Raw genomic sequence first — 25,957 nt, 5'->3', positions numbered from 1 at the left:
GTCGGACGGGTATTCAGCCAGGGCGGCTGGATCCGCCGAGGGCGGTCAGGAATTCGATGAACTGCCCAGACCGAGCTTCTCTGGAATCAGTCGAGGCACCACCTTGACATAGATCAGCATTCCGAGAAGCTCGATGATCGTCTGTGCCACTACAACGGCAGGCACCAGGGCAAATGGCTCAGGCATGGCCAGGGCCAACGGCAGGACGACCAGCGAATTCCGCGTGGCACCGGAGAAGACTAGTGCACGCCGAGCTGGCACTGCGAGCTTGAAGATGCGTGAGATTCCCTTTCCCAAGGGCAGCATGATGACCAGGAAAAGCACGTAGAGAGGCACGACCGCCAACAGACGGGAGAAATCGGCCTTGACCGAACTGACCTGTGAAGCCACCACCAGGAACAGTACGAGGATCATCAGCGGCACCATGAGCAAATCCATCAGATCCTCGAGAACCTCGGCCGATCTAAACCTGCGGGCCAAAAGCTGCACCAGCATGGCTGAAACCAGCGGAACTGCTATCAGCCACGTGAATGCATGGACGAACGGTTCGGGGGTGACGACCTCACCCAATGCTCCGCCGGCAAACCAGGACAGATAGACGGGCAGTAAGACCACCTGGAGGAGCATCAATACAGGCGTGGCCGCCAGCAGCTGGTGGCCCGCTCCCCCGGCGATCCGGGTGAACACAATGACGTAGTCGACACACGGTGCGAGCAACACCAGCAGCAAGCCGATCAGCAATTCGGCATCTGCGGCAACCACGCGGCTCAGCAGCCAGCCAACCAGCGGAACCGCAAGAAAGTTCAGGATCACCACGGCCAGGAGGAACCGGATGTTGCGCAAAGCTCCGACGAGCCGGGTCAGCGGAATGGCGAGAAAGGTCGCGAAGAGCAACAGGCCGAGAACCGGATTGATTCCTGAATCCAGCTCGGCGGCCGCCTGAGGTCGCATCAGGCCGAACGCCGCGGCGGCCGCCACCGCAAGCAGGTACAAGGGCACCTGCCACTTTTGAAAAGTACGATTGGTGCGCTCCAACACTCGGGGATCCGCCTCTCTTGCCTGTGCCGTGATTCCGGCCTCTGCCGCCGCACCGCAACACCGTCCGGGCAATCAATTGATTCGTTGTTGCTGGAAGAAGAACCTAGGATAATTTCATGGCTCAAAAAATCCGTCAGTGGCCCGCTTGGGTTGCCATTGACCTTGTACTGATCGTTATCTTCGCCCTGCTCGGCCGCCGCGAACATGAGCACGGGCTCTCGCTTGGCGGGATCTTATGGACGGCACTTCCATTCTTAATCGGCTACGCGATCGTGACCCTGGCCTCGCGCCCGTGGAAAACCATTAACAACCTATGGCCCAGCGGAATCCTCATATGGATTGGAACCGTGGCTTTGGGCATCGCGTTGCGACTTGCGTTCAACGACACGGCTGCCGTGGCCTTCGTTATCGTTGCCACGCTGGTACTCGGACTGTTCCTGCTGGGCAGGCGCCTAGTCACAGGGCTGATCGCCAAGCGCTCAGCTAAGCAACAGGCCTAATCCGTAAGCGCCGGCCGCTACAAGCCCGCTGGCGAAAGTCCCGAGGATGAACTGTTCGGCAGCTTGGTGGTTTTTCAGTTCAGCGAATCGGCCAAGCCCCTTGACGGCCAGGACGACCGCAGTCCCCTCGGGCCAGCCGGCCCAGAGCGTCCCCACGATCGCCGCACGTTCAAGAAGTCCGATCCACAACCCGCCACGCAGCGGCGACGGATCGGACTTTTCTTGTGCCGAGGGATCGGGATTTCGAGAGGCCAAGGTGAAAACCAATTCGGTGAACGGACCGCCGAAGGCCAAGGCAAAGAGCACACTCAGCGAAATCGCCAGGGTGGCCGGTACTGGCTGGTTGCCGTCGACCGCGTGACCCATGAGCCCGAAGACCAGCGCAGCCAGCACGAGTATTGCGGCGGCGATGGTAAGCCAAGTTCGGATCGAAGCGCGGCGTCCTTTTGCGTAACTGAGAAAACTCGCCGCAACAGACAGGCCGGTGGCAGCGATCAAAATGACCCAGGCAGTCCAGAACACGTGCGCTACTCCCCTATCCGCTTTAATTGGCGGCCAAGCGACTTGGCCGCCTCATCCATCATGCGGTTCGCCTCGAACCACAGGGCTGCTGACAGCCTAGACGAAACGGCCTGCTGCGTGATGCCAAGACGTGCGGCGATCTGTTGCTGGGTCATGCCTTCATCAGCCAGCGTTCCAGCCTCCCACGCCGTGGCGCGACGCTTGGATACGACCGCAGCTGTCAATTGCAACTCCGCTTCCAACCGAGTCGCTTCATTGGTCGGCCCATGCACTGCTAGATGCGCATTGGTGTTCTTGGCCCGCTCAACTGCCACCCTGGCGAATTCGAAAGCGGGACCGCGACCTGCGCGCGTTTCGGCAGGCAAGGGCGTTTCAACCTGACCGAAGCCGATGCCAACGCTCCAGTCCCCCGAAGCCGCCATCATCACCGCAAGACGAATCGCTTCCGAAGCATCATCCATCACGGCTTGGATTTCGTCGCCGGCGGTTCGCTGGAACGGGCGGACCACCGATACGGTAGTATTGGCCTGTTTGACCAGTGCTTCAACCTTGTCGTCAGAGGAACGCGAACGCCTCTGATCAATAGTCAAGACAATCATGGAACAATGTTAAAACATTGTCTTCTATTTCACAAATCTTAAAACTTGTACCTCGGTAATTCTGGTCGTACTCGAAAAGCTGGAGTCTGACCCAACGTCGACTAAGGTTGAGTCAAGAGGATGGCCCAAAAGTAGGCGGGTCACGAGCATTGAGAGGTATCAATGGTTACCGCATTCGTAATGATTCAGACGGCTACCGACAGCATTCCTGAGTCCGCCCAGCAGATTTCGGAAATCGAAGGCATTCGCGAGGTCTACTCCGTTGCCGGCGATTGGGACCTGATCGCGATCGCACACGTGCACAAGCATGAAGACCTGGCTGAGGTTATCGCGAACAAGCTTTCCAAGATCCCTGGGATCAAAGCGACCCAGACGCATATTGCGTTCCGCGCGTACTCCACGCACGACCTGGATGCTGCGTTCTCCCTGGACTTGGGCGACTAAGCGCACCATCCAAAAGAGGCCTTGGTTCAACGCTTGTAATGCGTTGAACCAAGGCCTCGATTTGTTTTCCGCGGTATGTGGCTACCTACCGACTATCGCAGTGGTGGTTTGGGACCAAGTGGTTAGCACCTTGGCCGCGGCACCAGAGTCGATTGACCGCTTGGCCATGTCCAGGGCGGCTGCCATTCGGTCTTCGAAGCTACCCTCGGCCTGTTCATTGAACGCTACGATGCCAGCGGCCGCGTTCACAAGAACCGCGTCGCGCACCGGACCCGTGGAACCGTTGACGATGTCGCGTACAACCTGAGCATTATGTTGAGCGTCGCCACCGCGAAGATCCTCGAGCGTCGCTGGAGCGATGCCAATATCCTGAACATCGAAAGTGAACTCGTTGACCTGCCCATCGCGGACTTCCCAAACGCGATTCAGCGCGGTGGTGGTCATTTCGTCTAGCCCGTCCTCGCCCCGGAATACCAGGCCTCGAACACCGCGACTGGCCAAGACGCCTGCCATGATCGGTGCCATTAGAAGGTCTGAACAACCAATCGCTGAAGCACTGGGGAGCGCTGGGTTGGTGAGCGGCCCCATGAAGTTGAAGGCTGTCGGGATCCGGAGCTGACTCCGCGCGTTCGCCACATGCCGCATCGAAGGATGGAAGATATTGGCAAAGCAGAACGCAATCCCAACTTTGTCGTAAACCTCCACAAGCTGCTCGATTGGTACATCAAGTCGCACGTCGAGGGCTTCGAGCACGTCAGCGGAACCGGAGGATGACGACGAGGCGCGGTTGCCATGCTTAACGATATTGACCCCGGCGCCAGCGCAGACGAGCGTCGCCATGGTTGAAATGTTGACCGTATTCTGTCGATCACCACCAGTTCCAACAATGTCCAGAGTTGGTGCTTTGATGCTCAATGGGCGTGCATTGGCCACCATGGAGTCGACCAAACCAGTCAATTCGCCCACTGTTTCGCCCTTGGCGCGCAGCGCGACTAAAAAGCCAGCGATTTGTACGTCGCTTGCTTCGCCGTTCATGATTTCGTTCATTGCCCAGCCGGCTTCATCACGGCTGAGATCGCCGCCTGAAATCAGTGTGGACAGCAGATTTGGCCACGTTGGGAACTTTTCGTTTACAAGGCTCGTTGACACGTATGTAAGCCTAACGAGAAGCACGGAAATCGTTCTACTTCATGTCTTAAGAAGTTGTGTCTCCGGCCTCTGAAAACGGCACTTTGCAGGGAAAAATTACGCAACACAGGTGTTGCATAAGTAAATGTTTCGCGTGACTCGCCGAATCAAGCTCTACGAATTGTAGAAAGAGTTTGATTCGAACTTCCGCGTGTTTCCGCGGTTGTTGCGCTGATGTGGTGGAAGAAACCACTGTCAGACCCTTTTTGTATTGGTATCTGAGGGCCGTTTAGAGACATAATGTCAGTGTGACAACTGCGACTCATGCCCCAAATACGACGGCGCCACATGCGCCGAACCGCCCAAACATGGTGTCGGTGGGAACGATGGTGTGGCTCTCCAGCGAGCTCATGTTCTTCGCCGCCCTCTTCGCCATGTACTTCAGCCTCCGTGCTGCCGCGCCCGATCTCTGGGCGACTGAAACTGCCAAGCTGAACGTACCGTTCGCGCTGGTAAACACCTTGATTCTGGTGTCCAGCTCGTTCACGTGCCAGATTGGTGTTTTCAAGGCCGAGGCATTTAAGCCTCGCCGCACCGGCGGAGTGTTCAACCTCAAGGAATGGGGAATGATCGAATGGTTCATTCTCACCTTCATCCTTGGGGCTATCTTCGTTTCGGTCCAGGCCTACGAATACGCCGTCCTCGTTCATGAGGGCGTTGCTCTGAACTCGAACGGCTATGCTTCGGCGTTCTACATGACTACCGGCTTCCACGGCATTCACGTTGCCGGTGGCCTGATTGCATTCCTGCTGATCATTGGTCGTGCGATGCTCGCGAAGAAGTTTGGCCACTTCGAAGCAACCGGCGCCATCGTCGTGTCCTACTACTGGCACTTCGTTGACGTTGTCTGGATTGCTCTGTTCGCGATCATCTACTTCTTGAAGTAGGCAACTAACAATTCATCAGTTGCCTCCACAGAAGTACGGCAACACCACACCAAGAAATTAAGTGAGGAATCAGCAAGTGAAGGCTCTTTCGAAAAAGCGCCGCCACCCGCTCGCCGCTGTGGCCCTGCTGTTATTCGGATTGCTGATTACCGGCAGTCTCTACACTGCAGCGGGAAGCATCAGCGAAGCGAAGGCTGCGGACACCACCACTGCCTCGCAGTCGGATGTAGATGAAGGCGGAAAGCTTTTCGTCGCCAACTGCGCGACCTGCCACGGTATGAACGCTGAAGGAACCAACTCGGGTCCGTCGCTGATCGGCGTCGGCGCCGCATCGGTCGACTTCCAGGTTGGTACCGGCCGCATGCCGATGCAGATGCAGGGCCCGCAGGCCCAGGCGAAGCCAGTGCAGTTCACCGATGAGCAGATCTCGCAGCTGGCAGCATTCGTTGCCAGCCTCGGCGCAGGACCGGCAATCCCGGATGAGGAAAGCTTGGATACCACCAAGGGCGACGCCGCTCACGGTGGAACCGTGTTCCGCGTCAACTGCGCAATGTGCCACAACGCCGCTGCTGCCGGTGGCGCCCTGACCCGCGGTAAGTTTGCTCCGACCCTGGCTGGTGTCAGCGAGAAGCACATTTACGAAGCAATGGTTACCGGCCCACAGAACATGCCTGTGTTCAACGATTCGAACATCACCCCGGACGAGAAGCGTGACGTAGTCACCTTCCTGAAGACCATTGAAGCTAATGGTTCGGCCGGCGGCGTTGCTCTCGGTTCGCTTGGCCCAGTGGCTGAAGGCCTGTTCGTCTGGACCGCTGGTCTGGGTATCATCATCGCCTTCACCATTTGGTTGACCTCGCGTCCTTCCTAAGGCACTCGCGGCGTAGCGCCGCAAACATCACTACGTACAAAAATTCCTAACAGAAGGATGAGAGAGAAACATGGGCGACCATAGTCACGGCAGTCCCGAAAACTCGGGCACCGTTGCTAAGGCTGACGATGTGGCTCAGGACCGGTTCCCGGATCCAGGACTACCTCCGCACCGTCCGCGTCTCGCAGACCGCGATCCGCGCGCAGCCAAGCGACACGAGCGCCAAGTAGCGCTCCTATTTACCATCTCCATCATCGGCACGCTGTTCTTCTTCGTGTCCTACTTCGTCCTGGGCCACCTGGGCGACATGACTTTCGCTGAACTTCGTGTTCAGAACGCAGCTCTGGGCCTCGGCACCGCATTCGCGATGCTGGGTATCGGTGTCGGCATCGTTCACTGGGCCAAGACCCTGATGCCGGACCACGAACTGGTCGAGAGCCGCCACGAGATTCGCACCGAAGCAGATCGCCAGGATGCAGTCGAAATCGTTGACACCATCATCGAAGAGTCTGGCATCAAGCGCCGTCCGCTGATCCGCAACAGCCTGATTGGCGCCATTGCACTGGCTCCGATCCCTGCGATCTTCATGTTCCGCGACCTTGAGCGTTCCGGAAAGACCGCTGGCGAAATGGTCGAACAGCTGCGTCACACCATGTGGGACACCGGCGTTCGTTTGACCCGCGACCCATCGGGTACCCCGATCAAGGCTTCGGACGTACAGATCGGCTCGGCTTTCCACGTCATTCCCGAGGGTCTGAACGAGGCCGAGGACGTACTGAACGAAAAGGCCAAGGCCGTTGTTCTGCTGATGCGTATGGATCCACAGGAGATGAACATCTCCGAAGGCCGCGAAGACTGGAATGTCGACGGCATCGTCGCCTATTCCAAGATTTGCACCCACGTGGGTTGCCCCATTGCTCTGTACGAGCAGCACACCCACCACCTGCTGTGCCCTTGCCACCAGTCCACCTTTGACCTCGCCAACGAGTGCAAGGTTGTCTTCGGTCCGGCAGGTCACGCACTTCCGCAGTTGCCAATCATGGTTGACGCCGAAGGCTACCTGGTAGCCCGCAGCGACTTCCACGAACCGGTTGGCCCGGCTTACTGGGAGCGTGGTCAGTAATCATGGCGACTACTAACGAATACACTCCGTCGACCGCGACCGGCCGCTTGGCCAACTTCGTCGACACCCGCGTCGGAGCTTCGACCATCGTCAAGGAATTCGGTCGCAAGATCTTCCCTGACCACTGGTCCTTCATGTTCGGTGAAGTTGCGCTGTACACCTTCGTACTGCTGCTGCTTTCCGGCACCTTCCTGACCTTCTTCTTCGATCCTTCGATGGCCCACGTGGTCTACGAAGGCTCGTACGTACCGCTGAAGGGTATCGGCATGTCGACCGCAATGGCGTCGACGCTCGATATCTCCTTCGACGTGCGTGGCGGTCTGTTCATGCGCCAGGTACACCACTGGTCCGCACTGCTGTTCGTTGCTTCCCTCTCCGTGCACATGCTGCGCGTGTTCTTCACCGGTGCGTTCCGTCGCCCGCGTGAGCTGAACTGGGTCGTCGGCGGCGTGCTGCTGATCATGGGCCTGGCTGCTGGCTTCACCGGCTACTCCCTGCCAGATGATCTGCTGTCCGGTAACGGTCTGCGCATCATCGACGGCGTAATGAAGGCCCTGCCTGTTGTGGGCACCTACCTGTCGATGTTCTTCTTCGGCGGAGAGTTCCCTGGCGAGCACGTGATCCCGCGTCTGTACTCGCTGCACATCATGATCGTGCCTGCGGTCATTATCCTGCTGCTGGTTATCCACCTGTTCATGGTTGTGACCCACAAGCACACCCAGTACCCTGGTCCGGGTCGCACCAATGACAACGTTGTTGGCTTCCCAGTGGGTCCTGTGTACGCGGCCAAGGCTGGCGGCTTCTTCTTCATCGTCTTCGGCATCGTTGCTTTCATTTCGGGTATCTTCCAGATCAACCCGGTCTGGAACTATGGTCCGTACGACCCGTCGCCGGTGTCCGCTGGTACCCAGCCTGACTGGTACATCGGATTCGTTGACGGCGCGCTGCGCCTGATGCCGGGTGTCCTGGGCGACTTCAGCTTCGTGTGGAACATTCCGTTCCCATGGGGCGACAACTCCCTGGTCCTCTCGGTGCTGCTGCCAGCCCTGGTTCCTGCAGGTGCCCTGTTCACGGTCATGTTTGCATGGCCATGGATCGAACGCTGGGTTACCAAGGACAACCGCGAGCACCACTTGCTCGACCGTCCGCGCAACGCACCGTTCCGCACCGCAATGGGCGCCGCTGGTGTTGTCTTCTACTGCGTGATGTGGGCAGCTGCCTCGTCCGACTTGATTGCAACCCACTTCCACGTCGCACTGAACGATGTCACTTACTGGCTGCGCGCGCTGTTCTTCGTCGGCCCACTGGTGGCCTTCTGGCTGACTCGCCGCATCTGCCTGTCGCTGCAGCGCAAGGATCGCGAGATCGTGCTGCACGGCCGCGAAGCCGGCATCATCCAGATGTCGCCGGAAGGTGGCTTCTCGGAGAAGCACGAGGAAGTAGATGTCTACAAGCGTTACCTCCTGACCAACTTCAACGACAACCAGTACATCCCGGCCCAGCCGGATGCTGCCGGGCACATCTCCCGCAAGGAGAAGCGTCGTGCGAAGATCTCGAAGTTCTTCTTCGAAGATCGCGTCGCCCCAGTAACCCCGTCGGAGCTCGCAGCTGCCAAGGCAGCCCACGGCCACCACGAGGTTGAAGGCGAGAAGCAGGACTCGATCGAGAAGTAATCTCGACTCGCGTTAGTCACAAAACGAGGGACATACCGAAAGGTATGTCCCTCGTTTCGTTAACCCGCAACCCTGCAGGCCGCAGAATGACCGCTGAGGGCCTCAACAGTAGCCAAGTGGGTTCCTCGTCGGCCGGCGGCGTTCTGACCCTGCTACACGGGCACCAGGAGCTGTTGGCCATGGCAAGCGTTGACCGGATTGCCGACATCATCGAGTCCGTGCTGAGGGCTCAGCGCGGGACTCCCCCGCCGTGAAGTGCAGAGCTGGGACTTTGGCTCTCGTCGGCAGGATGCCCACCGCTGATCTGCTACTGGTCGGGAATCGCCACGCCCCGGATGTCTCGACAGCACTGATCTGGTCCCGCGCTGCTGGGGTTCCCGCACCTCGCGCTAATCGGAGGTTTGTAGATGCTCCGGGAGAACTTTCCAAGCGGAGGCTCCTGAGCAAGGGACGGTACAGCACCCAGAGTCGGATGGAGCACTCTCCCCGCCCGTGCCCTTGTCCATCAGGGTCCGCGGCTACACCGTGTCGGTATAACGCGGTGTGCCGGTTCCGAGGCGCTGCAGCGGCACGAACAGCTTGTAGCGGTCCGAACGGTACAAGGAGATCGAGTAGTCGGCCAGGCGTTCGCCGATGTAGGCGTAGCGGGTGATCTGCAGCAGGGGGAAACCGGGTTCCACGCCCAGCAGCTGCGCCTGTCGCTTGCTGGCGGCGGTGCTTTCGACCTGGTCCTCGCCCCACTCCAGAAGGATGCCATAGCGTTCGTGCAGGGCTTGGTAGAGCTTCGAGGGAGGTTCGCCGTCGACGAATCCGGGCACCAGATCGGCTGGCATGTAGTTTTCATCCAAGCTCATGGGGGTGCCGTCGGCCAGCAGGAGGCGCTTGAACTGCACGACACCGGTTCCCTCCTCGACCATGAGCTGGGATGCGAGGTTGGGGTTGGCCTTGATTTCGGAGAATTCCAGTACGTGGGCGTCTGGCACCATGCCTCGGCGCATCATGTCTTCTGAATAGGAGTGCAGACGTACGCGCAGGTCGAGCTTCTCAGGCACAACGAATGTTCCGATACCCACAACACGCTTGAGCACCTGTTCATCGACCAGCGCGTCGATTGCCTGCCGGATGGTCTTGCGGGCCACTCCGAAGTGTTCTGCGAGCACACGTTCTGGCGGGAGGCGGTAGCCGGGCTTGCAATCCTCGCGGGCATGGTTCTTGAGGATTTCTCTGATCTGTCGGTATTTGCTGACCTTGCTGTCCGGATCAAGAACTGCCTGCACGATCGGCTGCGGAGCATGGCGCACCGGGAACTCCTCCTCATCAACGCGCCTGGATATCAAGCGGGTAGGAATACTGCTGTTAAAAGACTAACGGGGTGACAAGCAATATTGCTTGTCACCCCGTTAGGGTTAGTGCCTAGTGTGCGTGGTCACCGCGGCTGTATTCATAAACCCAACCAACCAGTGCGATCACTGCCAGGCCTGCGCCTACGAAGAACACCCACCATCCAACGGCAATGCCGAGGAAGCCGATGGCTGCAGCGCCGGCGAGTACCAGTGGCCACCAGCTCCATGGGGAGAAGTGTCCAATGTCGCCTGCGTTCTCGTGGATCTCACCGTCGACGCGGTCCTCTGGACGAGGGCCGACACGGCGGGCGGTGAAGTACAGGTACCAGCCGACCATGCCGCACAGGCCGCCGGTCAGCAGCAGTGCAGGGAACCCGACGAGTTCCTGCCAGTTGGTCATGTAACCGTAAACGAAAGCCACTGGGATGAAGAAGAAAATTCCTCCCAGGAACATCCATGCTTCAACTTTCATCTTTACAGGTCCTTCTGATCAGCGGGGCCAAAGATCTTCGCTACCGGAGACTCTGGGGTGACGCGGCCGCTCAATTCCGGGTGGTGCAGATCCAGAGCTGGACGCTCCGAACGGATGCGAGGAATCGAGTGGAAGTTGTGACGTGGTGGAGGGCAAGAGGTTGCCCACTCCAGCGAAGCGCCGAAGCCCCATGGATCATCAACTTCAACCTTCTTGGCATTGCGGTGGGTGATCCAGACGTTCCAGAAGAATGGAATCATCGAAGCGCCCAGGATGAATGCGAAGACGGTGGAGACCTGGTTCATGGCAGTGAAGTTGTCTTCAGGCATGTAGTCGGCGTAGCGACGTGGCATACCCATGACACCCAGCCAGTGCTGGATGAGGAAGGTTCCGTGGAAGCCAACGAACAGCAACCAGAAGTGGATCTTGCCCAGACGCTCGTTGAGCATGTGCCCGGTCCACTTTGGCCACCAGAAGTAGAATCCAGCGAACATTGCGAAGACAACGGTACCGAAGACCACGTAGTGGAAGTGAGCCACAACGAAGTAGGTATCGGAAACGTGGAAGTCCAGAGCCGGAGCCGACAGGATAATACCGGTCAGGCCACCGAACAGGAAGGTGATCATGAAGCCGATGCTCCAGAGCATCGGGGTTTCAAAGGTGATCGAGCCGCGCCATAGCGTGCCGATCCAGTTGAAGAACTTCACACCGGTCGGAACCGCGATCAGCATGGTCATGAAGCCGAAGAACGGCAGTGCAACCGAGCCGGTGACGTACATGTGGTGTGCCCACACGGAAATCGACAGGGCAGCAATCGAGATGGTCGCGAAGACCAGGCCCTTGTAGCCGAAGATCGGCTTGCGGGAGAAGACCGGGAAGATCTCGGAAACGATGCCGAAGAACGGCAGCGCGATGATGTACACCTCAGGGTGGCCGAAGAACCAGAACAGGTGCTGCCAAAGAATGGCACCGCCCGTTTCCGGATCGAAGATATGCGCCCCGAAGCGGCGGTCAGCACCCAGTGCGAACAGAGCAGCTGCCAGCGGCGGGAAAGCCATCAGGATCAGCAACGAAGTGATCAGGGTGTTCCACGAGAAGATCGACATACGCCACATGGTCATACCTGGTGCACGCAGGCAGATGATGGTGGTAATGAAGTTCACTGCACCAAGGATGGTGCCGAAGCCCGACAGAGCCAGACCGAAGACCCACAGGTCTCCGCCGATGCCCGGCGAGAACGTGGTGTTTGACAGCGGTGCATAAGCGAACCAGCCGAAGCTGGCTGCACCCTGCGGGGTGAGGTAGCCGGCCAGCGCTACGGTCGAACCGAAGGCGAAGAACCAGAAAGCCAGTGCGTTCAAACGTGGGAAGGCCACGTCCGGCGAGCCGATCTGCAGCGGCATCATGACGTTGGCGAAACCTGCGAACAGCGGGGTTGCGAACATCAGGAGCATGACGGTGCCGTGCATGGTGAACAGCTGGTTGTACTGTTCCTTGGTCTGCAGGATCTGCATACCTGGTTCGAAAAGCTCTGCGCGGATCAGCAGCGCCATAACGCCACCGATGCAGAAGAAGACGAACGACATGATCAGGTACATGTACCCGATCTTCTTGTGGTCGGTCGAAGTAATGAAGTCGACGAAGAGGCGACCCTTGGACTTCGGCACAACGGCTGGGGCAATCGACTTCACGTCGTCAGTTGCATATTCAAACGTAGTCATAGCGATTACTCTCCTTCCCCTTCGTGCTTAACGATCACGCTGTTCACGGTGTCCGGACTGCGATCGTATTCTTCACCAATGTGTCCATCTTCCAGCTTGGCCATCTGAGCCTTGAACTCTGCCTCGCTGACAACCTTCAAGTTGAAGAGCATCTCGGAGTGGTACTCGCCGCAAAGCTCGGCGCACTTACCGTCGAAGGTACCTTCAACCTGTGGGGTCAGGTAGATGTGATTGGTCTTACCTGGGATCATATCCAGCTTCTGAAGGAAGGCCGGAACCCAGAACGAGTGGATGACATCGCGGCTGTTGAGCTGGAACTCTACCGACTTGCCAACTGGCAGGTACAGGGTTGGCAGAGTTTCCTGAATGCCCTCGGAGCCATCTTCGTTCAGGTGAGCCTGAATGCCGGCGTAGTGCTTCTCCTGGCCACCATCGAAGGTGTAGTTGAAGTCCCAAGCCCACTGCTTGGCGCGAACGTCGACGACGATCTCCGAGTCAACAGGCTTGTTGATGCTGTTAACCAGGTTGTTGTTGAAGCTAAAGAAGACCAGAACAAGGACCAATGGAATGGCCGTGTAGAAGATCTCCAATGGCAGGTTGTAGCTCAGCTGACGTGGGTAGCCAGTATCGTTCTTGCGGCGACGGTAGGCGATGATGCACCACAGCATCAAGCCCCAGGTCAAAACACCGATGACAACCACTGCAATCCACGAGTTAACCCAGAAGTCCTGGATTGCTGCAGTGTGGTTGGTGGTGTCGCGGTCCACGTTCGGAAGCCAACCGCGTTGAACTTCCGCTGAACATCCCGTCAACAGCAATGCGCTGGTGCCGACCAAGGCCAATACTTTGGCCTTGGCTTTACCGCGACTGCCGGTTCGGTCTTGCGAACTCACAGACGGCCCTTCCTCTTTGTTGGTGCAGAATGTGGTCTCCATAAGTCACCTCGCGAATTACTGCTTGCACGGTGAGGCGGCTTATGAAGCGAAACATAGTTTTACTACTTAACGTAGAGCTTACCCTCTCAGGGCCCAGAATACCGAAAAACGCCGCTGTTCAAACGAGAAATTTCTTCAACGTTTGAACAGCGGCGTTAGTTCCCTAGGGCCTAGTGGAAGGAATCTCCACAGGCGCAGGAGCCGGAGGCTGCGGGGTTGTCGATGGTGAAGCCCTGCTTGGAGATGGTGTCTTCGAAATCGATGGAGGCTCCGGCCAGGTATGGAACGCTCATCTTGTCGACGATAACTTCCACGCCGTCAAAGTCGCGGACCGCATCGCCATCGAGCATGCGCTCATCGAAGTAGAGCTGGTAGATGAGGCCCGAGCAGCCGCCTGGCTGAACGGCGATGCGCAGGCGCAGGTCATCGCGGCCTTCCTGCTCCAGGAGCGAGCGAACCTTGGCTGCTGCGACATCTGAAATATTGACGTCGTGAGTTGGGACCTCGGTTGGATCACCCTTGGTCTGGTCTACGGCTGCAGTCATCATTTCCTCCCAAACTGCTTGGCTAGGCACCAGGTTTCATCATTGTGACGGGCACCTGGGGCCTTTGTTCTTAGTTCTATCCTACGTCGGGGACCCAAATAAAGCTCCCCCTTGAACTGCGTCTATGACGCGGCTCATAGACCTTCGGAGTCAATCCGTGCCAGAAGCAGCGCCTCTGCCTCAATTGCATGCTGGAAATCTCCCAAATGCAACGACTCGTTTGCCGAGTGGGCTCGCGAGTCCGGATCTTCCACACCGGTCACCAGAATCTGAGCTTCCGGGAAAACGTCCGAAAGGTCGGCGATGAACGGAATGGAGCCGCCCAGTCCCATGTGAACCGGTACAACTCCCCAGGCTTGTTCCAGGGCCCACGAAGCGGCGCCATTGGCTGAGGCAGCCAGATCCGCCAGATAGGCATTGCCGGCTTCAACCGCCTTGAACTCCACTTCGGCTCCCCTGAGGTCCACATTCATGACGTGTTCCTCGAAGGCTTCCAGGGCCTTGGCTGGATCCTGCCCGGGTGCCAACCGCATTGAAACCTTGAAGCGCGCCTGCGGAATCAGGGTGTTCGAGGAGTGGTCGACACTTGGCATATCCATACCAATGACACTGAGCGCTGGTTTATTCCACAGGCGATCGGTGATCTTTCCCGTTCCAGCCAGCGAATAGGAATCGAGCGCACCGGAATCCCGGCGGAATTCAGCTTCATCGAAGTCGACATCCGCCGCGTCGTTGGACACGAGGCCCGCGATGGCCACGGCACCGTCCTCGTTGTGGAAGGTGGAGATGAGTTTCGCCGCCAGGATCGGGGCGTCGAGTATCGGACCGCCGAACATGCCAGAATGCACCGCATGGCGAAGCGAGCGCACGGTGATCTCCGCAGCACACATACCACGAAGGGAGCTTGTAAGCGCCGGGGTTCCTACGGCCCAGTTGCTGGAATCGGCGACGATGATGACGTCTGCCGCCAGTTTGTCCTGGTGGGCTTCGAGGAAGTTTCGGAAGGACGGCGAACCGGCTTCTTCCTCGCCTTCGAAGAAGTACGTAACACCGACGCCGAAGTCCGCCACCAAGTCCAGGACGGCGCGCAGGGCGGCGATATGGACCATGATGCCGGCCTTGTCGTCTGCGGCTCCCCGGCCGAAGAGCCGGTCTCCCACTCGGGTGGCCTCGAACACCGGCGTATTCCAGTCCGCTTCATCGCCTGGAGGCTGTACATCGTGGTGGGCGTACAGCAGAACGGTTGGTTTGCCGGGGGCCGCCGGGCGACGGGCGACAACTGCAGGAGCTCCCATGGCGCCCGAATCGGTGGGTTCGCGCAGGATCTCAACGCTTGGCATGCCGGCGCCCTTGGCCAGAGCCGCGACTGCTTCGGCAGATTTTTCGAGGTTCGCTGGGTCGAAGGATTCCCACGCGATGCTGGGGATGGCAACCAACGAGGTCAACTCTTCGAGGATCTGCTCGAAGTTCGACTGGATGTGGTTCTTGAGGCTAGCTACGTCCACACCATGTGCGGAGGCCTCAGGCATTGAATTTGATGACATGCTTTCAGCCTAGCAATTCTTGTGGTTGCGAATGTCACGTGATGATTCAATCCCCGCTAGGATAGAGGGGTGTTTGGACGTAAGAAGGATGAATCTCAATCCCAAGTAAATGTGGAGCCTGTTGAGCAGGCTTCTGAATCGACCGACGGTCGTAAGGCTGGCCCGACGCCCAAGCGCAACGCGCAGCAGGCGAATCGCCAGCGTCCGTTGGTCCCGACTGACCGCAAGGCCGCGAAGGAAGCTGAGCGCCAACAGCGCATCGAGGCCCAGAATCGCCTGCGTGTTGCCAACGAAACCGGTGATGAACGCTACCTCATGGCTCGCGACAAGGGCCCGCAGAAGCGCTATGCACGCAACTTCATCGACTCGCGGTGGATGGTAGGCGAGTTCATGATGTTCTTCATCCTCGCCTTCCTCGTTGTTTCGCTGACTTTCAGCGGTAATCTGGCCGTACAGATGTACGTCCAGGGCGCCCTCTGGGTCCTGATTGCCGTGATCATCATCGAGGCAATCGTCACGACTTCGATCTTGAAGCGTCGTCTCGTCGCCAAGTTTGGCTCGCTGGATCGCGGTGTTCGCATGTATGCCACGATGCGCGGAATGCAGTTCCGCAAGTTGCGCCTGCCTAAACCGCAGGTCAAGCGCGGAGCATCGATCGACTAATCGATCCCGACAACTTCAAAGGGCGGATTCCACTCGGAATCCGCCCTTTTCTCTTGACCGAAATCGACATATTCCGCACGCGGCGCAACCTTTGGTGAGCCTCCCTGAGGATGGTTTCACCAGCTTTAAAGTTTGTCCTGTCACCCTTTCGCAGGCAGGCAGGCGACCATTTACAAGGTCAGGGCTTTGATGGAGGCTGGAAATTCGTGAGCGCTATCAACGTCAGGCGCGCTTGGCCCGAGCTGACGGAGTCTGACGTCGCGAAGTGCGCGAAAATTGCTGGTTCGGCGAAATTTTCTTGTACCCGTGGTTACAAGTTCTCATGCGCACGTTTGAACAGAAATCTGCAAACAAGCTTTCAATCTTGTTTATTGGAAGACAAGACCCTTCGTGTGTCGATACTCCCCCGCATCCATGCAGCGTGGCCACATTGCCCGGGAGTGAAGCAGCGGCGTTCAGTCTCCACGCTCTTTAAAACGACGGAGCTTCGAACCAATTCGGTTCGAAGCTCCGTTGTAGTGTTTGGCTGTGCCTTGGTTAGAGCATTTGCTCCAAAGCACGGTTGATCGAGCGCGCCCAGAAAGGCCCCTCGTAGAGGAATGCGGTGTAGCCCTGCACAAGGTTTGCACCTGCATCCAAGCGGGCTTTCACGTCTTGCGCGTCGGTCACGCCGCCAACGGCGATGATTGCCATCTCGGATGGAACCAAGGCTCGCAGCTGGCGCAGGACTTCCAGGGAACGCTGCTTCAGCGGGGCGCCGGACAGGCCTCCGGCCCCGATCTTCTCGACCATCGCCGCGGAACTCTTCAGCCCTTCGCGTCCGATGGTGGTGTTGGTGGCGATGATGCCGTCGAGTTCCAGCTCGGTGGCGAGCTTTGCTACATCGGCGATGTCATCGTCGCTCAGGTCCGGTGCGATCTTGACGAGCAGCGGTACGTGTCGGCCTGCAACATGGTCGGCCAGTTCGCCGACCTCGGTCAACAGGGGACGCAGCGTTTCAACACTCTGCAGCAGACGCAGCCCCGGGGTGTTCGGGCTGGAGACGTTCACGACCAGGTAGTCGGCGTGGATGGCCAGCTGTCGGGTTGAAGCGAGGTAATCCCCCACCGCGTCGCCAAGCTCGACGACCTTGGTCTTGCCGATGTTGACGCCCACCACCGGGCGATTTGCCGCGTAGTCCGACTTCAACTGCTGGCGAGCCTGCGCCACCCGCGCGGCAACAACCTCGGCGCCTTCGTTGTTGAATCCCATGCGGTTGATGACCGCGCGGTCTTCAACCAGACGGAACAAGCGAGGCTGCGGGTTTCCTGGCTGGGCTTGTCCGGTCACTGTGCCGATCTCGACATGGCCGAAACCAATGTCGCTCAAGGCCATGATGCCGGTAGCGCCCTTGTCAAAACCTGCGGCCAGGCCGAAGGGCGAGGGGAAATCGATCCCCATCACGGTACGCTTCAGCTTCGGAGCGGGAGCGAAGAATTTGCGGGCTGCCTTGGTCAATCCAACGCGCTGGGCGATCTTGATCGCATCGAAAGCGAAGTGATGGGCCTTTTCAGGATCCATCTTGGCGAAAACGTGCTTGAAGACCAAAGGATAAATGCGCATGGTTCCAATCTTCCCGTGAAATGGGGTCTGTAGACAACTTGAGGTCGGTAAGCTGATTTCATGACGGTCGCAGAACTTCTTCCCGCAGCGAGATGGCCTGAATTCCTGCCGTCCACACCGCCGGGTGTCTGGGTGCCCGATCCGCTGGGACCGGGCTACGAGTACCAGACCTTGGACTTCGGGTCCGACGCCGAGGGGCCGCTAGTCGCGACACTGGTGCGGTATGCGCCCTCCGGCTGGTTCCGGAAACTGGGCCGCCGGGCCAAGGGCGTGGTGTTGTCGGTTCACGGCTGGAGCGATTATTTCTACAACCGCGAACTTGCCGAGTTCTGGCACCACCGGGGCTACCACTTCTACGCCCTGGATCTGCGCCACCACGGTCGCAGCCTTCGCAAGGAGCACGAGCTTCCCGGATACATTTCGGCCCTGGAAGACCTCGACCTCGAGCTGGACGCGAGCCTTGGCATCTTGCAGCGCGAACATCCCGAACTGCCGGTGGTGGCGCAGGGGCATTCCATGGGCGGTCTCATCCTGAGCTTGTGGATCTCGCGCACTTCGCCGAACATCAAGGGCCTGGTGCTCAACGCGCCGTGGCTGGAGTTCCAGGGCACGGCGTTCCTGCGCGTGCCGATCAACGGGCTGATGGAAGCGATGTCGCGCAGCAATCCGCGGCGCAAGGTGTTGGTCAACCAGTTCGACCACTACTGGCAGTCGCTCAGCGACCAGGCCAGCGGCCAGTGGGATATCCATCCCATCTGGCGCCCCACCTTGGCCTTTCCCACCACTGCTGGCTGGCTGCACACGATCCTCAAAGGCCACGCCCAAGTGGCCCGGGGACTGAACCTGAGCCTTCCGATCCTGATGCTGACCTCGAAGACCTCGCATTTCAGCACCTCGTATTCCGAGCAGATGCAGCATACCGATTCGGTCATCGACGTCACCCAGACGCGCCTGCGCGCGCTGAAACTCGGCAGCTTCGTGACGCTCTCGGAACTCGACGGTGCCATGCACGACGTCTTCACCTCGGCGGAGCCTGCCCGCGCCACCGCGTTCAGGGACCTGAACCTGTGGCTGAAGATGCTTGACTGCTAGGCGCCGGGCTTGTCGATCGCGCCGCCGTAGCGGCGGTCGCGCTTGGCGTACTCTTCCACCGCGGTGAACAGGGTGCGGCGGTCGACGTCGGGCCACAACTGGTCAAGGAACACCATCTCTGCATAGGCGGACTGCCACAGCAGGAAGTTGCTGGTGCGCTGTTCGCCGCTGGTGCGCAGGAACAAATCGACGTCAGGCAGCTCCGGGGCGTGAAGGTACTTGCCGATGGTCTTCTCCCCGACCGAGGAGGCGCGCAGCTTGCCCGCGGCGACGTCCTTGGCGATGGCCGCCATGGCATCGCCGAGCTCGGCCCGGCCCCCGTAGTTCACGCACATGGTCAGCTGGCAGCCGGTGTTCTCGCGGGTCAGCTCCTCGGCTTCGCGCAGCTCGTTGATCACCGACTTCCACAGCTTCGGCTCGCGGCCGGACCAGCGGATGCGCACGCCCCAGGAATTCAGGGTGTCGCGCTGGCGGCGCAGCACGTCGCGGGAAAAGCCCATGAGGAAGCGGACTTCCTCCGGGCTGCGCTTCCAGTTCTCGGTGGAGAACGCGTACACGGAGACGTATTTGATGCCCATTTCCACGGCGCCCGCCATGACGTCCAGCAGCGCGGCTTCCCCGGCACGGTGCCCCTCGGTGCGCGGCAGGCCGCGCTGGTTGGCCCAGCGGCCGTTGCCGTCCATCACGATGGCGACGTGCTCCGGGATCAACTCCGTCGGGATCTGCGGCATGACCGGGTTCTGGGGGTGCGCGAAAGGTGCGACCGGACCGCGGCGGCCGGTGATCTTGGGCAGCTTCTTCATGATCTCTCCACATGGCGTAGGGACTTGACGGCACGCTCCAGGTGCCATTGCAGATAATTGGCGGTGATCTCCGCCGCTTGCTTGCGGGCGCGCGGCCCGGCCAGGGCGACGGTGTCCCAGTCCCCCTCCAGCAGCGCCTGCAGGTACTGGATGGTCACCGGGTGCGGCGAGAGCGACCCCGGCGGGCGGCAGTCGGAGCAGACCACGCCGCCAAGCTGCACATGCAGCGCCTCGTGCGGGCCGGGCTTCCCGCAGCGCACGCAGTTGGTGAAGGACGGGGCCCAGCCGGCGATGGACAGGGCACGCAGGATATAGGAGTCCAGCACGGCGCCGGGCTCCACCAGGTGCTTGGACAGCAGCGCGATCGCCCCGTGCAGCAGCCGGTACTGGCGCAAGTTCGAGTCGCTGTCGGCTTCCAGCAGCTTTTCGGCGATCTCCACCATGGCGGTGGCCACGGTGTAGCTCGGGTAGTCGGCGACCAGCAGCTGGCCATAGGCGTGGCGCAGCTGCGCCTGGGAGACGATGTCCAGGTTGCGCCCCATCACCAGCTGGGCTTCGACCTCCATGAACGGTTCGAGGGTGGCCCCGAGCCGCGAGGAGGTGCGCCGCACGCCCTTGGCCACCGCGCGCACGATCCCGTTGGGGGTCAGCAGCGTGATGATGCGGTCGGCCTCCCCCAGCTTGTGGGTGCGCAGAACGATGCCGCGGGTGCGGTAGCTCTTGGCGGCGAAACCTGATCTTGACACGTGCTCAATTCTCCCACCTGGCCACCGACAGAATGCCCAACGCCACGGCCAGCGAGGATGTGCCGGCCGTGGCGTTGATGACGTGCGCTTGCGGTAGCGGCGGCTACTTCGCGTCGCGGATCGCGCGGTTGACCGCGGAAACCACTGCCTTCAGCGCCGCGATGTTGGTGTTGGTGTCCAGGCCGACACCCCACAGGATGCGGTCGCCCACGGCGCACTCGACGAACGCGGCGGCGCGGGCGTTGCCGCCCTCGCTCATGGCGTGCTCGGAGTAGTCGAGCACCCGCAGGTCCACGCCGTCCTCGTTGAGCATGTGCACCAGCGCGGAGACCGGTCCATTGCCGCCGGCAGAGCGCTCATGCGGCGCGCCGTCGATGACCAGCTTGGCGTCCAGCTGGAAGCTGCCGTCCTCGTCGGAGGTCGCGGTGGCCGAGGCGATGCGGTAGTGGCCCCAGGTCTTGTGGTCCGAGCCTTCCTCGGCCGGCAGGTACTCGTCCTGGAAGACGTTCCAGATGGTCGAGGAGGAGACCTCCCCGCCCTCGGTGTCGGTCATCTTCTGGATCACGCCGGAGAACTCGATCTGCGCGCGGCGCGGCAAGTCCAGGTTGTAGTCGTTCTTCAGCAGGTAGGCCACGCCGCCCTTGCCGGACTGCGAGTTCACGCGGATCACTGCCTCGTAGGAGCGGCCGATGTCCTTCGGGTCCACCGGCAGGTACGGCACGGCCCAGACCAGTTCGTTCAGATCCTTGCCCTGCTCGCCGGCCTTGGCCTCCATGGCCTCCAGGCCCTTCTTGATCGCGTCCTGGTGGGAGCCGGAGAACGCGGTGAAGACCAGGTCGCCGCCGTATGGGCTGCGTTCCGGGACCGGGAGCTGGTTGCAGTACTCGACGGTGCGGCGGATGTGGTCCATGTCGGAGAAGTCGATCTGCGGGTCCACGCCCTGGCCGAACATGTTCATGCCCAGGGTCACCAGGTCCACGTTGCCGGTGCGTTCGCCGTTGCCGAACAGGCAGCCCTCGATGCGGTCGGCGCCTGCCAGGTAGCCCAGCTCCGCGGCGGCCACGCCGGTGCCGCGGTCGTTGTGCGGGTGCAGCGAAAGGATGATCGAATCGCGGTTGGCCAGGTTGCGGTGCATCCACTCGATCGAGTCGGCATACACGTTCGGCGTTGCCATTTCCACGGTGGCCGGCAGGTTCAGGATCATCTTGTTCTCCGGGCTGGCCTCCAGCACCTCGGCCACGGCCTCGGAGATGCGCTTGGCGAACTCCAGCTCGGTGCCGGTGTAGGACTCCGGGGAGTATTCGTAGGTGATCTTGGTGCCGGTCATCTGCTCTTCGTACTTCTTGCACAGGCGCGCGCCCTGCACGGCGATGTCGACGATGCCGTCCTGGTCCTGGCGGAAGACGACTTCGCGCTGCAGGATCGAGGTCGAGTTGTACAGGTGCACGATGGCCTGCTTGGCGCCTTCCAGCGCCTGGTAGGTACGCTCGATCAGGTGCTCGCGGGACTGGGTGAGGACCTGGATGGTGACGTCCTCGGGGATGCGGTTCTGCTCGATGAGCTGGCGCACGAAGTCGAAGTCGGTCTGCGAGGCGGACGGGAAGCCGACCTCGATCTCCTTGAAGCCCATCTGCACCAGCAGGTCGAACATCTTGTGCTTGCGCTCGGGGCTCATCGGGTCGATCAGCGCCTGGTTGCCGTCGCGCAGGTCGACGGCGCACCAGCGCGGGGCCTTGGTGATGTACTTGTCGGGCCAGGTGCGATCGGGAAGGTTGACTTCGATCTGGTCCTGGAACGGAACATACTTGTGGATCGGCATGTTCGAAGGCTTTTGCATGTTCTGCATTTCGGTTGTCCCCTAGACAAAAAGTTGGTGCGTAGTTTGTGTGGGGCCAGACAAGAGCTTACTCCGCAACGAGGGGTCGGCCGAGGGACCACTAGCGGTCCGTTGGATCCTCGCAGCGGCTGATTAGTAGTAGAAGCTCGAAATGCACGTGTTGAGCATAACACCGGCCCGTGGCCCGCACTGAAACTGTTGCGCGTTTGTGTCACATTGTGGACTCGGAGGACGCTGGACACGGAGGCAGCGGCGGGCGAAGAATGGGACCATCGCCAGGGTCGCGGAAGGCAGGTGTCGCATGCGGGCGCTCATCGTGGGAGCGGGAATCGCCGGGCTGGTCGCGGCCCGGCAACTGGGCCTGGCCGGCTGGTCAGTGGACGTGCTGGAGCGCGCGCCAGAGCCGAGGCCGGAGGGATACATGATGGACTTCTTCGGTCCCGGGGTGCGAGCCGCCGAGCGCATCGGGATCTACCCGTATCTGGCCCAGGCGGCCTATCGGATCGAGGCCGCGGCCTATGTCGATCACGAAGGCCGGGAAACCGCTCGCCTGGACTACGCACGGTTCTCCCAGCTGGCGGGCGGCAACGTGCTCAGCCTGTTGCGGCCGGACATGGAAAACGCGGCGCTGCGCGCGCTCGGCGACGCCCCAGCGGGCAGCGTCCGCCTGCACTACGGGCACCGGGCATCGCGCGTCGCGCAGCAGCCGCGCTCGGTCGCGGTCGCGGCCAAGGACCGGCATGGCGAAACCCGATGGTTCGACGCCGACCTGCTGATCGGCGCGGACGGGCTGCATTCGGCGGTGCGCGGTGCGGTATTCGGTCCCGACTCCGGTTGCCTTCGGGATTTGGGTCTGCGCGCCGCGGCGTACATCGTGGACGAACCGGGGATCAACGCGGGAGCCCGAAACCGCTTCGTGCTCACCGACAGCGTCGGTCGCACCGCCGGCTACTACGGGCTGCACGACGGGCGCGTGGCCTGCCTGCTGGTGTACCGGGCGCTGCCCGGGGACCCGCAGAACGCCCGCGACCGGCTGCGCAGGCACTTCACCGGGCTGGGGGCAGCTGTGGACAGGCTGCTGGAATTGTGCCCGGAAGAGCCCTACGACGACGTGGTGGCGCAAGTGGTGATGCCGCGGCTGTCGCGCGGGAACACGGTGCTGCTGGGTGATGCCGGCGGCGCGGTGTCGCTGCTGGCCGGCCAGGGCGGATCGCTCGCGGTGGCGGGCGCCGCGGAACTCGCGGCCTCGCTAGAGCACCTGGAGGACCCGGAGTGGATCCCCGCGGCGCTGGCCGGCTTCTCCGCCCGCTGGCAGGTGACGGTGCGCACCGCGCAGGCCACGGGCCGGCGGGCCGCGGCAAGCTTCCTGCCCGCGACCCGCGCCGGGCTGCTGCTGCGCCGGTGGGTGGTCCGCGGTTCGAACGTACCGCCGATCGACCGGCTCATCGCCCGGCGCATCGTGGCGACGCTGGCCAAGTAGTAGTGCCCCTGCGGGCGTTAAGCGCGGCATCCGCCGCCGGGAAGCCGTATCCCGGCGGCGGATGCCGGTGAGGCGCTGCGGGCTAGAAGCCCAGGCGGCCGAGCTGCTTGGGGTCGCGCTGCCAGTCCTTGGCGACTTTCACGTGCAGGTCAAGGTACACCTTGGTGCCCAGCAGCTTCTCGATGCCCTTGCGGGCGTTGGTGCCGACCTCGCGCAGCCGGGAGCCGCCGCGGCCGATCACGATGGCCTTCTGGCTGGAGCGCTCCACGTACAGCGAGACGTGGATGTCCACCAGAGGGTTGTTCTCGCTGCGTCCCTCGCGCGGAACCATCTCCTCCACGACCACTGCCAGCGAGTGCGGCAGCTCGTCGCGCACGCCTTCCAGCGCCGCCTCGCGGACCAGTTCGGCGATCATCTTCGCCTCGGGCTCGTCGGTCAGCTCGCCGTCCGGGTACAGCGGCGGGCCGGCCGGCATCTGCTGCACGAGCACGTCGGCGACCTCCTGCACCTGGAACTCCTTGACCGCGGAGACCGGGACGATCGCGGCGAAGCCGTTCGGGCCGAAGTTCTGGTTGCCCAGCTCGGTCACGGCGATCAGCTGCGCGGCCAGCGCCTCGCGGTCCACCAGGTCGGCCTTGGTCACGATCGCGACGATCGGCTTGCGCTGCAGCTGCGCCAGCTGGGTGGCGATGAAGCGGTCGCCGGGGCCGATCTTCTCGTTGGCCGGCAGGCAGAAGCCGATCGCGTCCACCTCGGAGAGGGTCTCGGCGACCAGGTCGTTCAGGCGCTGGCCCAGCAGCGTGCGCGGGCGGTGCAGCCCCGGGGTGTCGACAAGCACTAGCTGCGCATCCTCGCGGTGCACGATGCCGCGGATGGTGTGGCGGGTGGTCTGCGGCTTCGCGGAGGTGATCGCCACCTTCTGGCCCACCAGGGCGTTGGTCAGGGTGGACTTGCCGGCGTTCGGGCGGCCCACGAAGGAGGTGAAGCCGGAGCGGAAGCCCTCGGGCCATTCGCCCAGGGCGCGCGGGGTGTGGTTATCGCTCATCAGAGGATTCCTCGTCGTTCTCGATATGGTCTAAAGCGTCCTTGGCCAGACGCTCTACATGGATCTTGCCGATGCGGTTGCGGCGCCCCGCCAGGGCGACCACGGTCAGGCGCAGGCCGTTCACATCCGCGGTGGAGCCGAGCACGGGCACGGACTCCAGCGCCTTGGACAGCAGCCCGCCCACGGTGTCCACGTCCTCCTCGTCGATGAGCAGGTCAAAATGGTCTGCCACGTCGTCGATGGAGGCGCTGGCCACCGCGAACAGCGAGCCGTCCGGGTTTTCCACAAGCTCGGTGCGGCTGCGGTCGTATTCGTCGTCGATCTCGCCGACGATCTCCTCGATCAGGTCCTCCAGGGTGACCAGCCCGGCGGTGCCGCCGTACTCGTCGACCACGATCGCGAAGTGGATGGACTCCTGCTGCAGCTCCTGCAGCAGCTCCGCGGCGGACTTGGACTCCGGCACGAAGCGCACCGGGCGGGCCAGCTCGAGCAGGTCCTTGGCCTGCTGCAGGCCGTGGATCTCCCCGATCAGGTCCTTGAGGTAGATGATGCCGCGGATATCGTCGGAGTCCTCGCCGATCAGCGGGATGCGCGAGTAGCCCGAGGCCATGAACAGGTCCAGCGCGCTGTGGAAGGTGTGGTCGGAATCCAGCACCACCATGTCGGTGCGCGGCACCATGACCGCGCGCACGTTGGTTTCCTCCAGGTCGATGACCCCGGAGATCAGCTCCGCGGATTCCTCGTCCAGGTCCTCGCCCTCGCTGGCCCGGTCCACCAGGTCGCGCAGGCGCTCCTTGCCCAGGTAGCCGTCCTCGTCGGTGCCTCCGGGGCTCAGCGCCTTGGCGATGTTCGCCAGCCAGTTCGCCACCGGGCCCAGGGCGCGGCGCAGCAGGCGGACCATCGGGGCGGTGGCCTGCACCACGCGCTGCGCGTTGGAGCGGCCGTAGCGCCGCGGCGACATGCTCACCAGCACGAAGCCCAGGGCGGCCATGGCGATCGTGGCGATCAGCCCGGCGAGCCAGATGTTCTGAACCCGGGTGGACACCAGCAGCGCCACGGACACCGCGGAGGCGGTCTCGAACCAGACGCGCCAGAACTTGATGGCCTGGGCGTGGGATTCGGTGTCGTCCAGGATGGCGCTGAGCGCCTTGGATTCGGAATCCGCCCGCAGCCGTTCGGCGGCGTGGCGGGAAAGTGCGTAGAAGGCCGAGTCCGCGGCCGTGAGCACCGCCGAGCAGGCGATGAAGACGACGGCGAGAATCAGCAGGAGTATACCCACGGCGG

Annotated in this window: 26 protein-coding genes; 10 read left to right on the top strand and 16 right to left on the bottom strand. The window is 61.4% G+C overall.

Annotation, left to right across the window (positions count from 1 at the left end; genetic code table 11):
* Nucleotides 1-45 precede the first annotated feature (45 nt).
* A complete protein-coding gene (locus ATC04_RS09575; RefSeq protein ID WP_047119120.1) occupies nucleotides 46-1,038 on the bottom strand; it encodes a bile acid:sodium symporter in 993 nt (330 codons plus the stop codon).
* 116 nt (nucleotides 1,039-1,154) lie between these two features.
* Between ATC04_RS09575 and ATC04_RS09570 the strand changes: the two genes are divergently transcribed.
* Nucleotides 1,155-1,538 carry a DUF3054 domain-containing protein gene (locus tag ATC04_RS09570; RefSeq protein WP_047119121.1) on the top strand — a complete coding sequence of 128 codons (384 nt, stop codon included), beginning with the start codon at nucleotides 1,155-1,157 and terminating at the stop codon, nucleotides 1,536-1,538.
* Here ATC04_RS09570 and ATC04_RS19720 read toward each other — a convergent pair.
* Nucleotides 1,518-2,060 carry a hypothetical protein gene (locus ATC04_RS19720; protein ID WP_052772366.1) on the bottom strand — a complete coding sequence of 181 codons (543 nt, stop codon included), beginning with the start codon at nucleotides 2,058-2,060 and terminating at the stop codon, nucleotides 1,518-1,520. The genes ATC04_RS09570 and ATC04_RS19720 overlap by 21 nt on opposite strands.
* Nucleotides 2,061-2,065: 5 nt before the next feature.
* Nucleotides 2,066-2,659 (bottom strand): sigma factor-like helix-turn-helix DNA-binding protein, encoded by a 594-nt coding sequence (locus ATC04_RS09560; RefSeq protein WP_047119122.1) that lies wholly within the window; start codon nucleotides 2,657-2,659, stop codon nucleotides 2,066-2,068.
* Between the two features lie 162 nt (nucleotides 2,660-2,821).
* Between ATC04_RS09560 and ATC04_RS09555 the strand changes: the two genes are divergently transcribed.
* Nucleotides 2,822-3,103: an Lrp/AsnC ligand binding domain-containing protein gene (locus ATC04_RS09555; RefSeq protein ID WP_047119123.1), complete on the top strand. Its 282-nt coding sequence runs from the start codon at nucleotides 2,822-2,824 to the stop codon at nucleotides 3,101-3,103.
* Between the two features lie 81 nt (nucleotides 3,104-3,184).
* Here the strand turns inward: ATC04_RS09555 and trpD are convergent, their stop codons facing one another.
* Nucleotides 3,185-4,252 (bottom strand): anthranilate phosphoribosyltransferase, encoded by a 1,068-nt coding sequence (trpD, locus tag ATC04_RS09550; protein ID WP_047120732.1) that lies wholly within the window; start codon nucleotides 4,250-4,252, stop codon nucleotides 3,185-3,187.
* Between the two features lie 287 nt (nucleotides 4,253-4,539).
* Between trpD and ATC04_RS09545 the strand changes: the two genes are divergently transcribed.
* From ATC04_RS09545 to ATC04_RS09525, 5 genes are all read left to right on the top strand, one after another.
* Nucleotides 4,540-5,178 carry a heme-copper oxidase subunit III gene (locus ATC04_RS09545; protein WP_082123897.1) on the top strand — a complete coding sequence of 213 codons (639 nt, stop codon included), beginning with the start codon at nucleotides 4,540-4,542 and terminating at the stop codon, nucleotides 5,176-5,178.
* A 76-nt stretch (nucleotides 5,179-5,254) separates the two neighbouring features.
* Nucleotides 5,255-6,049, top strand: a complete 795-nt coding sequence (locus ATC04_RS09540) for a c-type cytochrome (RefSeq protein WP_047119124.1) — start codon at nucleotides 5,255-5,257, stop codon at nucleotides 6,047-6,049.
* 70 nt (nucleotides 6,050-6,119) lie between these two features.
* Nucleotides 6,120-7,172 (top strand): Rieske 2Fe-2S domain-containing protein, encoded by a 1,053-nt coding sequence (locus tag ATC04_RS09535; protein ID WP_047119125.1) that lies wholly within the window; start codon nucleotides 6,120-6,122, stop codon nucleotides 7,170-7,172.
* A 2-nt stretch (nucleotides 7,173-7,174) separates the two neighbouring features.
* Nucleotides 7,175-8,845 carry a ubiquinol-cytochrome c reductase cytochrome b subunit gene (locus tag ATC04_RS09530; protein ID WP_047119126.1) on the top strand — a complete coding sequence of 557 codons (1,671 nt, stop codon included), beginning with the start codon at nucleotides 7,175-7,177 and terminating at the stop codon, nucleotides 8,843-8,845.
* Between the two features lie 116 nt (nucleotides 8,846-8,961).
* A complete protein-coding gene (locus tag ATC04_RS09525; protein ID WP_157359282.1) occupies nucleotides 8,962-9,099 on the top strand; it encodes a hypothetical protein in 138 nt (45 codons plus the stop codon).
* A 264-nt stretch (nucleotides 9,100-9,363) separates the two neighbouring features.
* On the opposite strand, the gene ATC04_RS09520 is transcribed toward ATC04_RS09525, so the two are convergent.
* The 6 genes from ATC04_RS09520 to ATC04_RS09495 all read right to left on the bottom strand — a co-directional run bounded on the left by ATC04_RS09520 (nucleotide 9,364) and on the right by ATC04_RS09495 (nucleotide 15,405).
* Nucleotides 9,364-10,146 carry a GntR family transcriptional regulator gene (locus ATC04_RS09520; protein ID WP_082123898.1) on the bottom strand — a complete coding sequence of 261 codons (783 nt, stop codon included), beginning with the start codon at nucleotides 10,144-10,146 and terminating at the stop codon, nucleotides 9,364-9,366.
* A 112-nt stretch (nucleotides 10,147-10,258) separates the two neighbouring features.
* Nucleotides 10,259-10,660: a cytochrome c oxidase subunit 4 gene (locus tag ATC04_RS09515; RefSeq protein WP_047119128.1), complete on the bottom strand. Its 402-nt coding sequence runs from the start codon at nucleotides 10,658-10,660 to the stop codon at nucleotides 10,259-10,261.
* Between the two features lie 2 nt (nucleotides 10,661-10,662).
* Entirely contained in the window at nucleotides 10,663-12,381 is a 1,719-nt protein-coding gene (gene ctaD / locus ATC04_RS09510) for a cytochrome c oxidase subunit I (RefSeq protein WP_047119129.1), read from the bottom strand.
* A 5-nt stretch (nucleotides 12,382-12,386) separates the two neighbouring features.
* On the bottom strand, nucleotides 12,387-13,316 hold the full coding sequence (gene coxB, locus ATC04_RS09505; protein WP_181727997.1) for a cytochrome c oxidase subunit II: 930 nt from the start codon (nucleotides 13,314-13,316) through the stop codon (nucleotides 12,387-12,389).
* Nucleotides 13,317-13,486: 170 nt separating this feature from the next.
* Nucleotides 13,487-13,861 (bottom strand): iron-sulfur cluster assembly accessory protein, encoded by a 375-nt coding sequence (locus ATC04_RS09500; RefSeq protein WP_047119131.1) that lies wholly within the window; start codon nucleotides 13,859-13,861, stop codon nucleotides 13,487-13,489.
* A gap of 134 nt (nucleotides 13,862-13,995) precedes the next feature.
* Nucleotides 13,996-15,405: a dipeptidase gene (locus ATC04_RS09495; RefSeq protein WP_047119132.1), complete on the bottom strand. Its 1,410-nt coding sequence runs from the start codon at nucleotides 15,403-15,405 to the stop codon at nucleotides 13,996-13,998.
* 69 nt (nucleotides 15,406-15,474) lie between these two features.
* Here ATC04_RS09495 and ATC04_RS09490 point away from each other — a divergent pair, with 69 nt between their 5' ends.
* Complete coding sequence (locus tag ATC04_RS09490) at nucleotides 15,475-16,068, top strand: DUF3043 domain-containing protein (RefSeq protein WP_047119133.1); 594 nt, start codon at nucleotides 15,475-15,477, stop codon at nucleotides 16,066-16,068.
* A 537-nt stretch (nucleotides 16,069-16,605) separates the two neighbouring features.
* Here ATC04_RS09490 and ATC04_RS09485 read toward each other — a convergent pair.
* The gene (locus ATC04_RS09485; RefSeq protein ID WP_047119134.1) at nucleotides 16,606-17,670 is read right to left on the bottom strand and encodes a quinone-dependent dihydroorotate dehydrogenase; all 1,065 of its coding nucleotides are present in this window, start codon (nucleotides 17,668-17,670) and stop codon (nucleotides 16,606-16,608) included.
* A gap of 60 nt (nucleotides 17,671-17,730) precedes the next feature.
* On the opposite strand from ATC04_RS09485, the gene ATC04_RS09480 reads away from it, so the two are divergent.
* A complete protein-coding gene (locus ATC04_RS09480) occupies nucleotides 17,731-18,762 on the top strand; it encodes an alpha/beta hydrolase (protein ID WP_047119135.1) in 1,032 nt (343 codons plus the stop codon).
* Here ATC04_RS09480 and ATC04_RS09475 read toward each other — a convergent pair.
* From ATC04_RS09475 to leuA, 3 genes are all read right to left on the bottom strand, one after another.
* A complete protein-coding gene (locus tag ATC04_RS09475) occupies nucleotides 18,759-19,565 on the bottom strand; it encodes an isoprenyl transferase (protein ID WP_047119136.1) in 807 nt (268 codons plus the stop codon). The genes ATC04_RS09480 and ATC04_RS09475 overlap by 4 nt on opposite strands.
* Entirely contained in the window at nucleotides 19,562-20,311 is a 750-nt protein-coding gene (gene recO / locus ATC04_RS09470; protein WP_047119137.1) for a DNA repair protein RecO, read from the bottom strand. Before recO ends, ATC04_RS09475 begins: the two co-directional genes overlap by 4 nt.
* A gap of 103 nt (nucleotides 20,312-20,414) precedes the next feature.
* Nucleotides 20,415-22,157 carry a 2-isopropylmalate synthase gene (leuA, locus tag ATC04_RS09465; protein WP_047119138.1) on the bottom strand — a complete coding sequence of 581 codons (1,743 nt, stop codon included), beginning with the start codon at nucleotides 22,155-22,157 and terminating at the stop codon, nucleotides 20,415-20,417.
* Between the two features lie 199 nt (nucleotides 22,158-22,356).
* Here leuA and ATC04_RS09460 point away from each other — a divergent pair, with 199 nt between their 5' ends.
* Nucleotides 22,357-23,628: an FAD-dependent monooxygenase gene (locus tag ATC04_RS09460; protein ID WP_231735949.1), complete on the top strand. Its 1,272-nt coding sequence runs from the start codon at nucleotides 22,357-22,359 to the stop codon at nucleotides 23,626-23,628.
* An 82-nt stretch (nucleotides 23,629-23,710) separates the two neighbouring features.
* On the opposite strand, the gene era is transcribed toward ATC04_RS09460, so the two are convergent.
* Both era and ATC04_RS09450 read right to left on the bottom strand, forming a co-directional pair.
* Nucleotides 23,711-24,673, bottom strand: a complete 963-nt coding sequence (era, locus tag ATC04_RS09455) for a GTPase Era (protein WP_047119140.1) — start codon at nucleotides 24,671-24,673, stop codon at nucleotides 23,711-23,713.
* A complete protein-coding gene (locus ATC04_RS09450) occupies nucleotides 24,663-25,952 on the bottom strand; it encodes a hemolysin family protein (protein WP_047119141.1) in 1,290 nt (429 codons plus the stop codon). The genes era and ATC04_RS09450 overlap by 11 nt, the downstream gene beginning before the upstream one ends.
* Nucleotides 25,953-25,957: the final 5 nt, after the last annotated feature.

It is taken from the genome of Arthrobacter sp. YC-RL1 (assembly GCF_001454985.1).
Lineage (GTDB): Bacteria > Actinomycetota > Actinomycetes > Actinomycetales > Micrococcaceae > Glutamicibacter > Glutamicibacter soli.
Note: the sequence above shows the minus strand (reverse complement) of the source record. Positions and strands in the feature narration are given on the sequence as shown.

Coding starts and splice junctions, on each gene's coding strand:
- ATC04_RS09570 (WP_047119121.1), top strand. CDS start 1,155: ATGGCTCAAAAAATCCGTCAGTGGCCCGCTTGGGTTGCCATTGACCTT.
- ATC04_RS09560 (WP_047119122.1), bottom strand. CDS start 2,659: ATGATTGTCTTGACTATTGATCAGAGGCGTTCGCGTTCCTCTGACGAC.
- ATC04_RS09555 (WP_047119123.1), top strand. CDS start 2,822: ATGGTTACCGCATTCGTAATGATTCAGACGGCTACCGACAGCATTCCT.
- ATC04_RS09535 (WP_047119125.1), top strand. CDS start 6,120: ATGGGCGACCATAGTCACGGCAGTCCCGAAAACTCGGGCACCGTTGCT.
- ATC04_RS09530 (WP_047119126.1), top strand. CDS start 7,175: ATGGCGACTACTAACGAATACACTCCGTCGACCGCGACCGGCCGCTTG.
- ATC04_RS09515 (WP_047119128.1), bottom strand. CDS start 10,660: ATGAAAGTTGAAGCATGGATGTTCCTGGGAGGAATTTTCTTCTTCATC.
- ctaD (WP_047119129.1), bottom strand. CDS start 12,381: ATGACTACGTTTGAATATGCAACTGACGACGTGAAGTCGATTGCCCCA.
- coxB (WP_181727997.1), bottom strand. CDS start 13,316: ATGGAGACCACATTCTGCACCAACAAAGAGGAAGGGCCGTCTGTGAGT.
- ATC04_RS09500 (WP_047119131.1), bottom strand. CDS start 13,861: ATGACTGCAGCCGTAGACCAGACCAAGGGTGATCCAACCGAGGTCCCA.
- ATC04_RS09495 (WP_047119132.1), bottom strand. CDS start 15,405: ATGTCATCAAATTCAATGCCTGAGGCCTCCGCACATGGTGTGGACGTA.
- ATC04_RS09485 (WP_047119134.1), bottom strand. CDS start 17,670: ATGCGCATTTATCCTTTGGTCTTCAAGCACGTTTTCGCCAAGATGGAT.
- ATC04_RS09480 (WP_047119135.1), top strand. CDS start 17,731: ATGACGGTCGCAGAACTTCTTCCCGCAGCGAGATGGCCTGAATTCCTG.
- ATC04_RS09475 (WP_047119136.1), bottom strand. CDS start 19,565: ATGAAGAAGCTGCCCAAGATCACCGGCCGCCGCGGTCCGGTCGCACCT.
- leuA (WP_047119138.1), bottom strand. CDS start 22,157: ATGCAGAACATGCAAAAGCCTTCGAACATGCCGATCCACAAGTATGTT.
- era (WP_047119140.1), bottom strand. CDS start 24,673: ATGAGCGATAACCACACCCCGCGCGCCCTGGGCGAATGGCCCGAGGGC.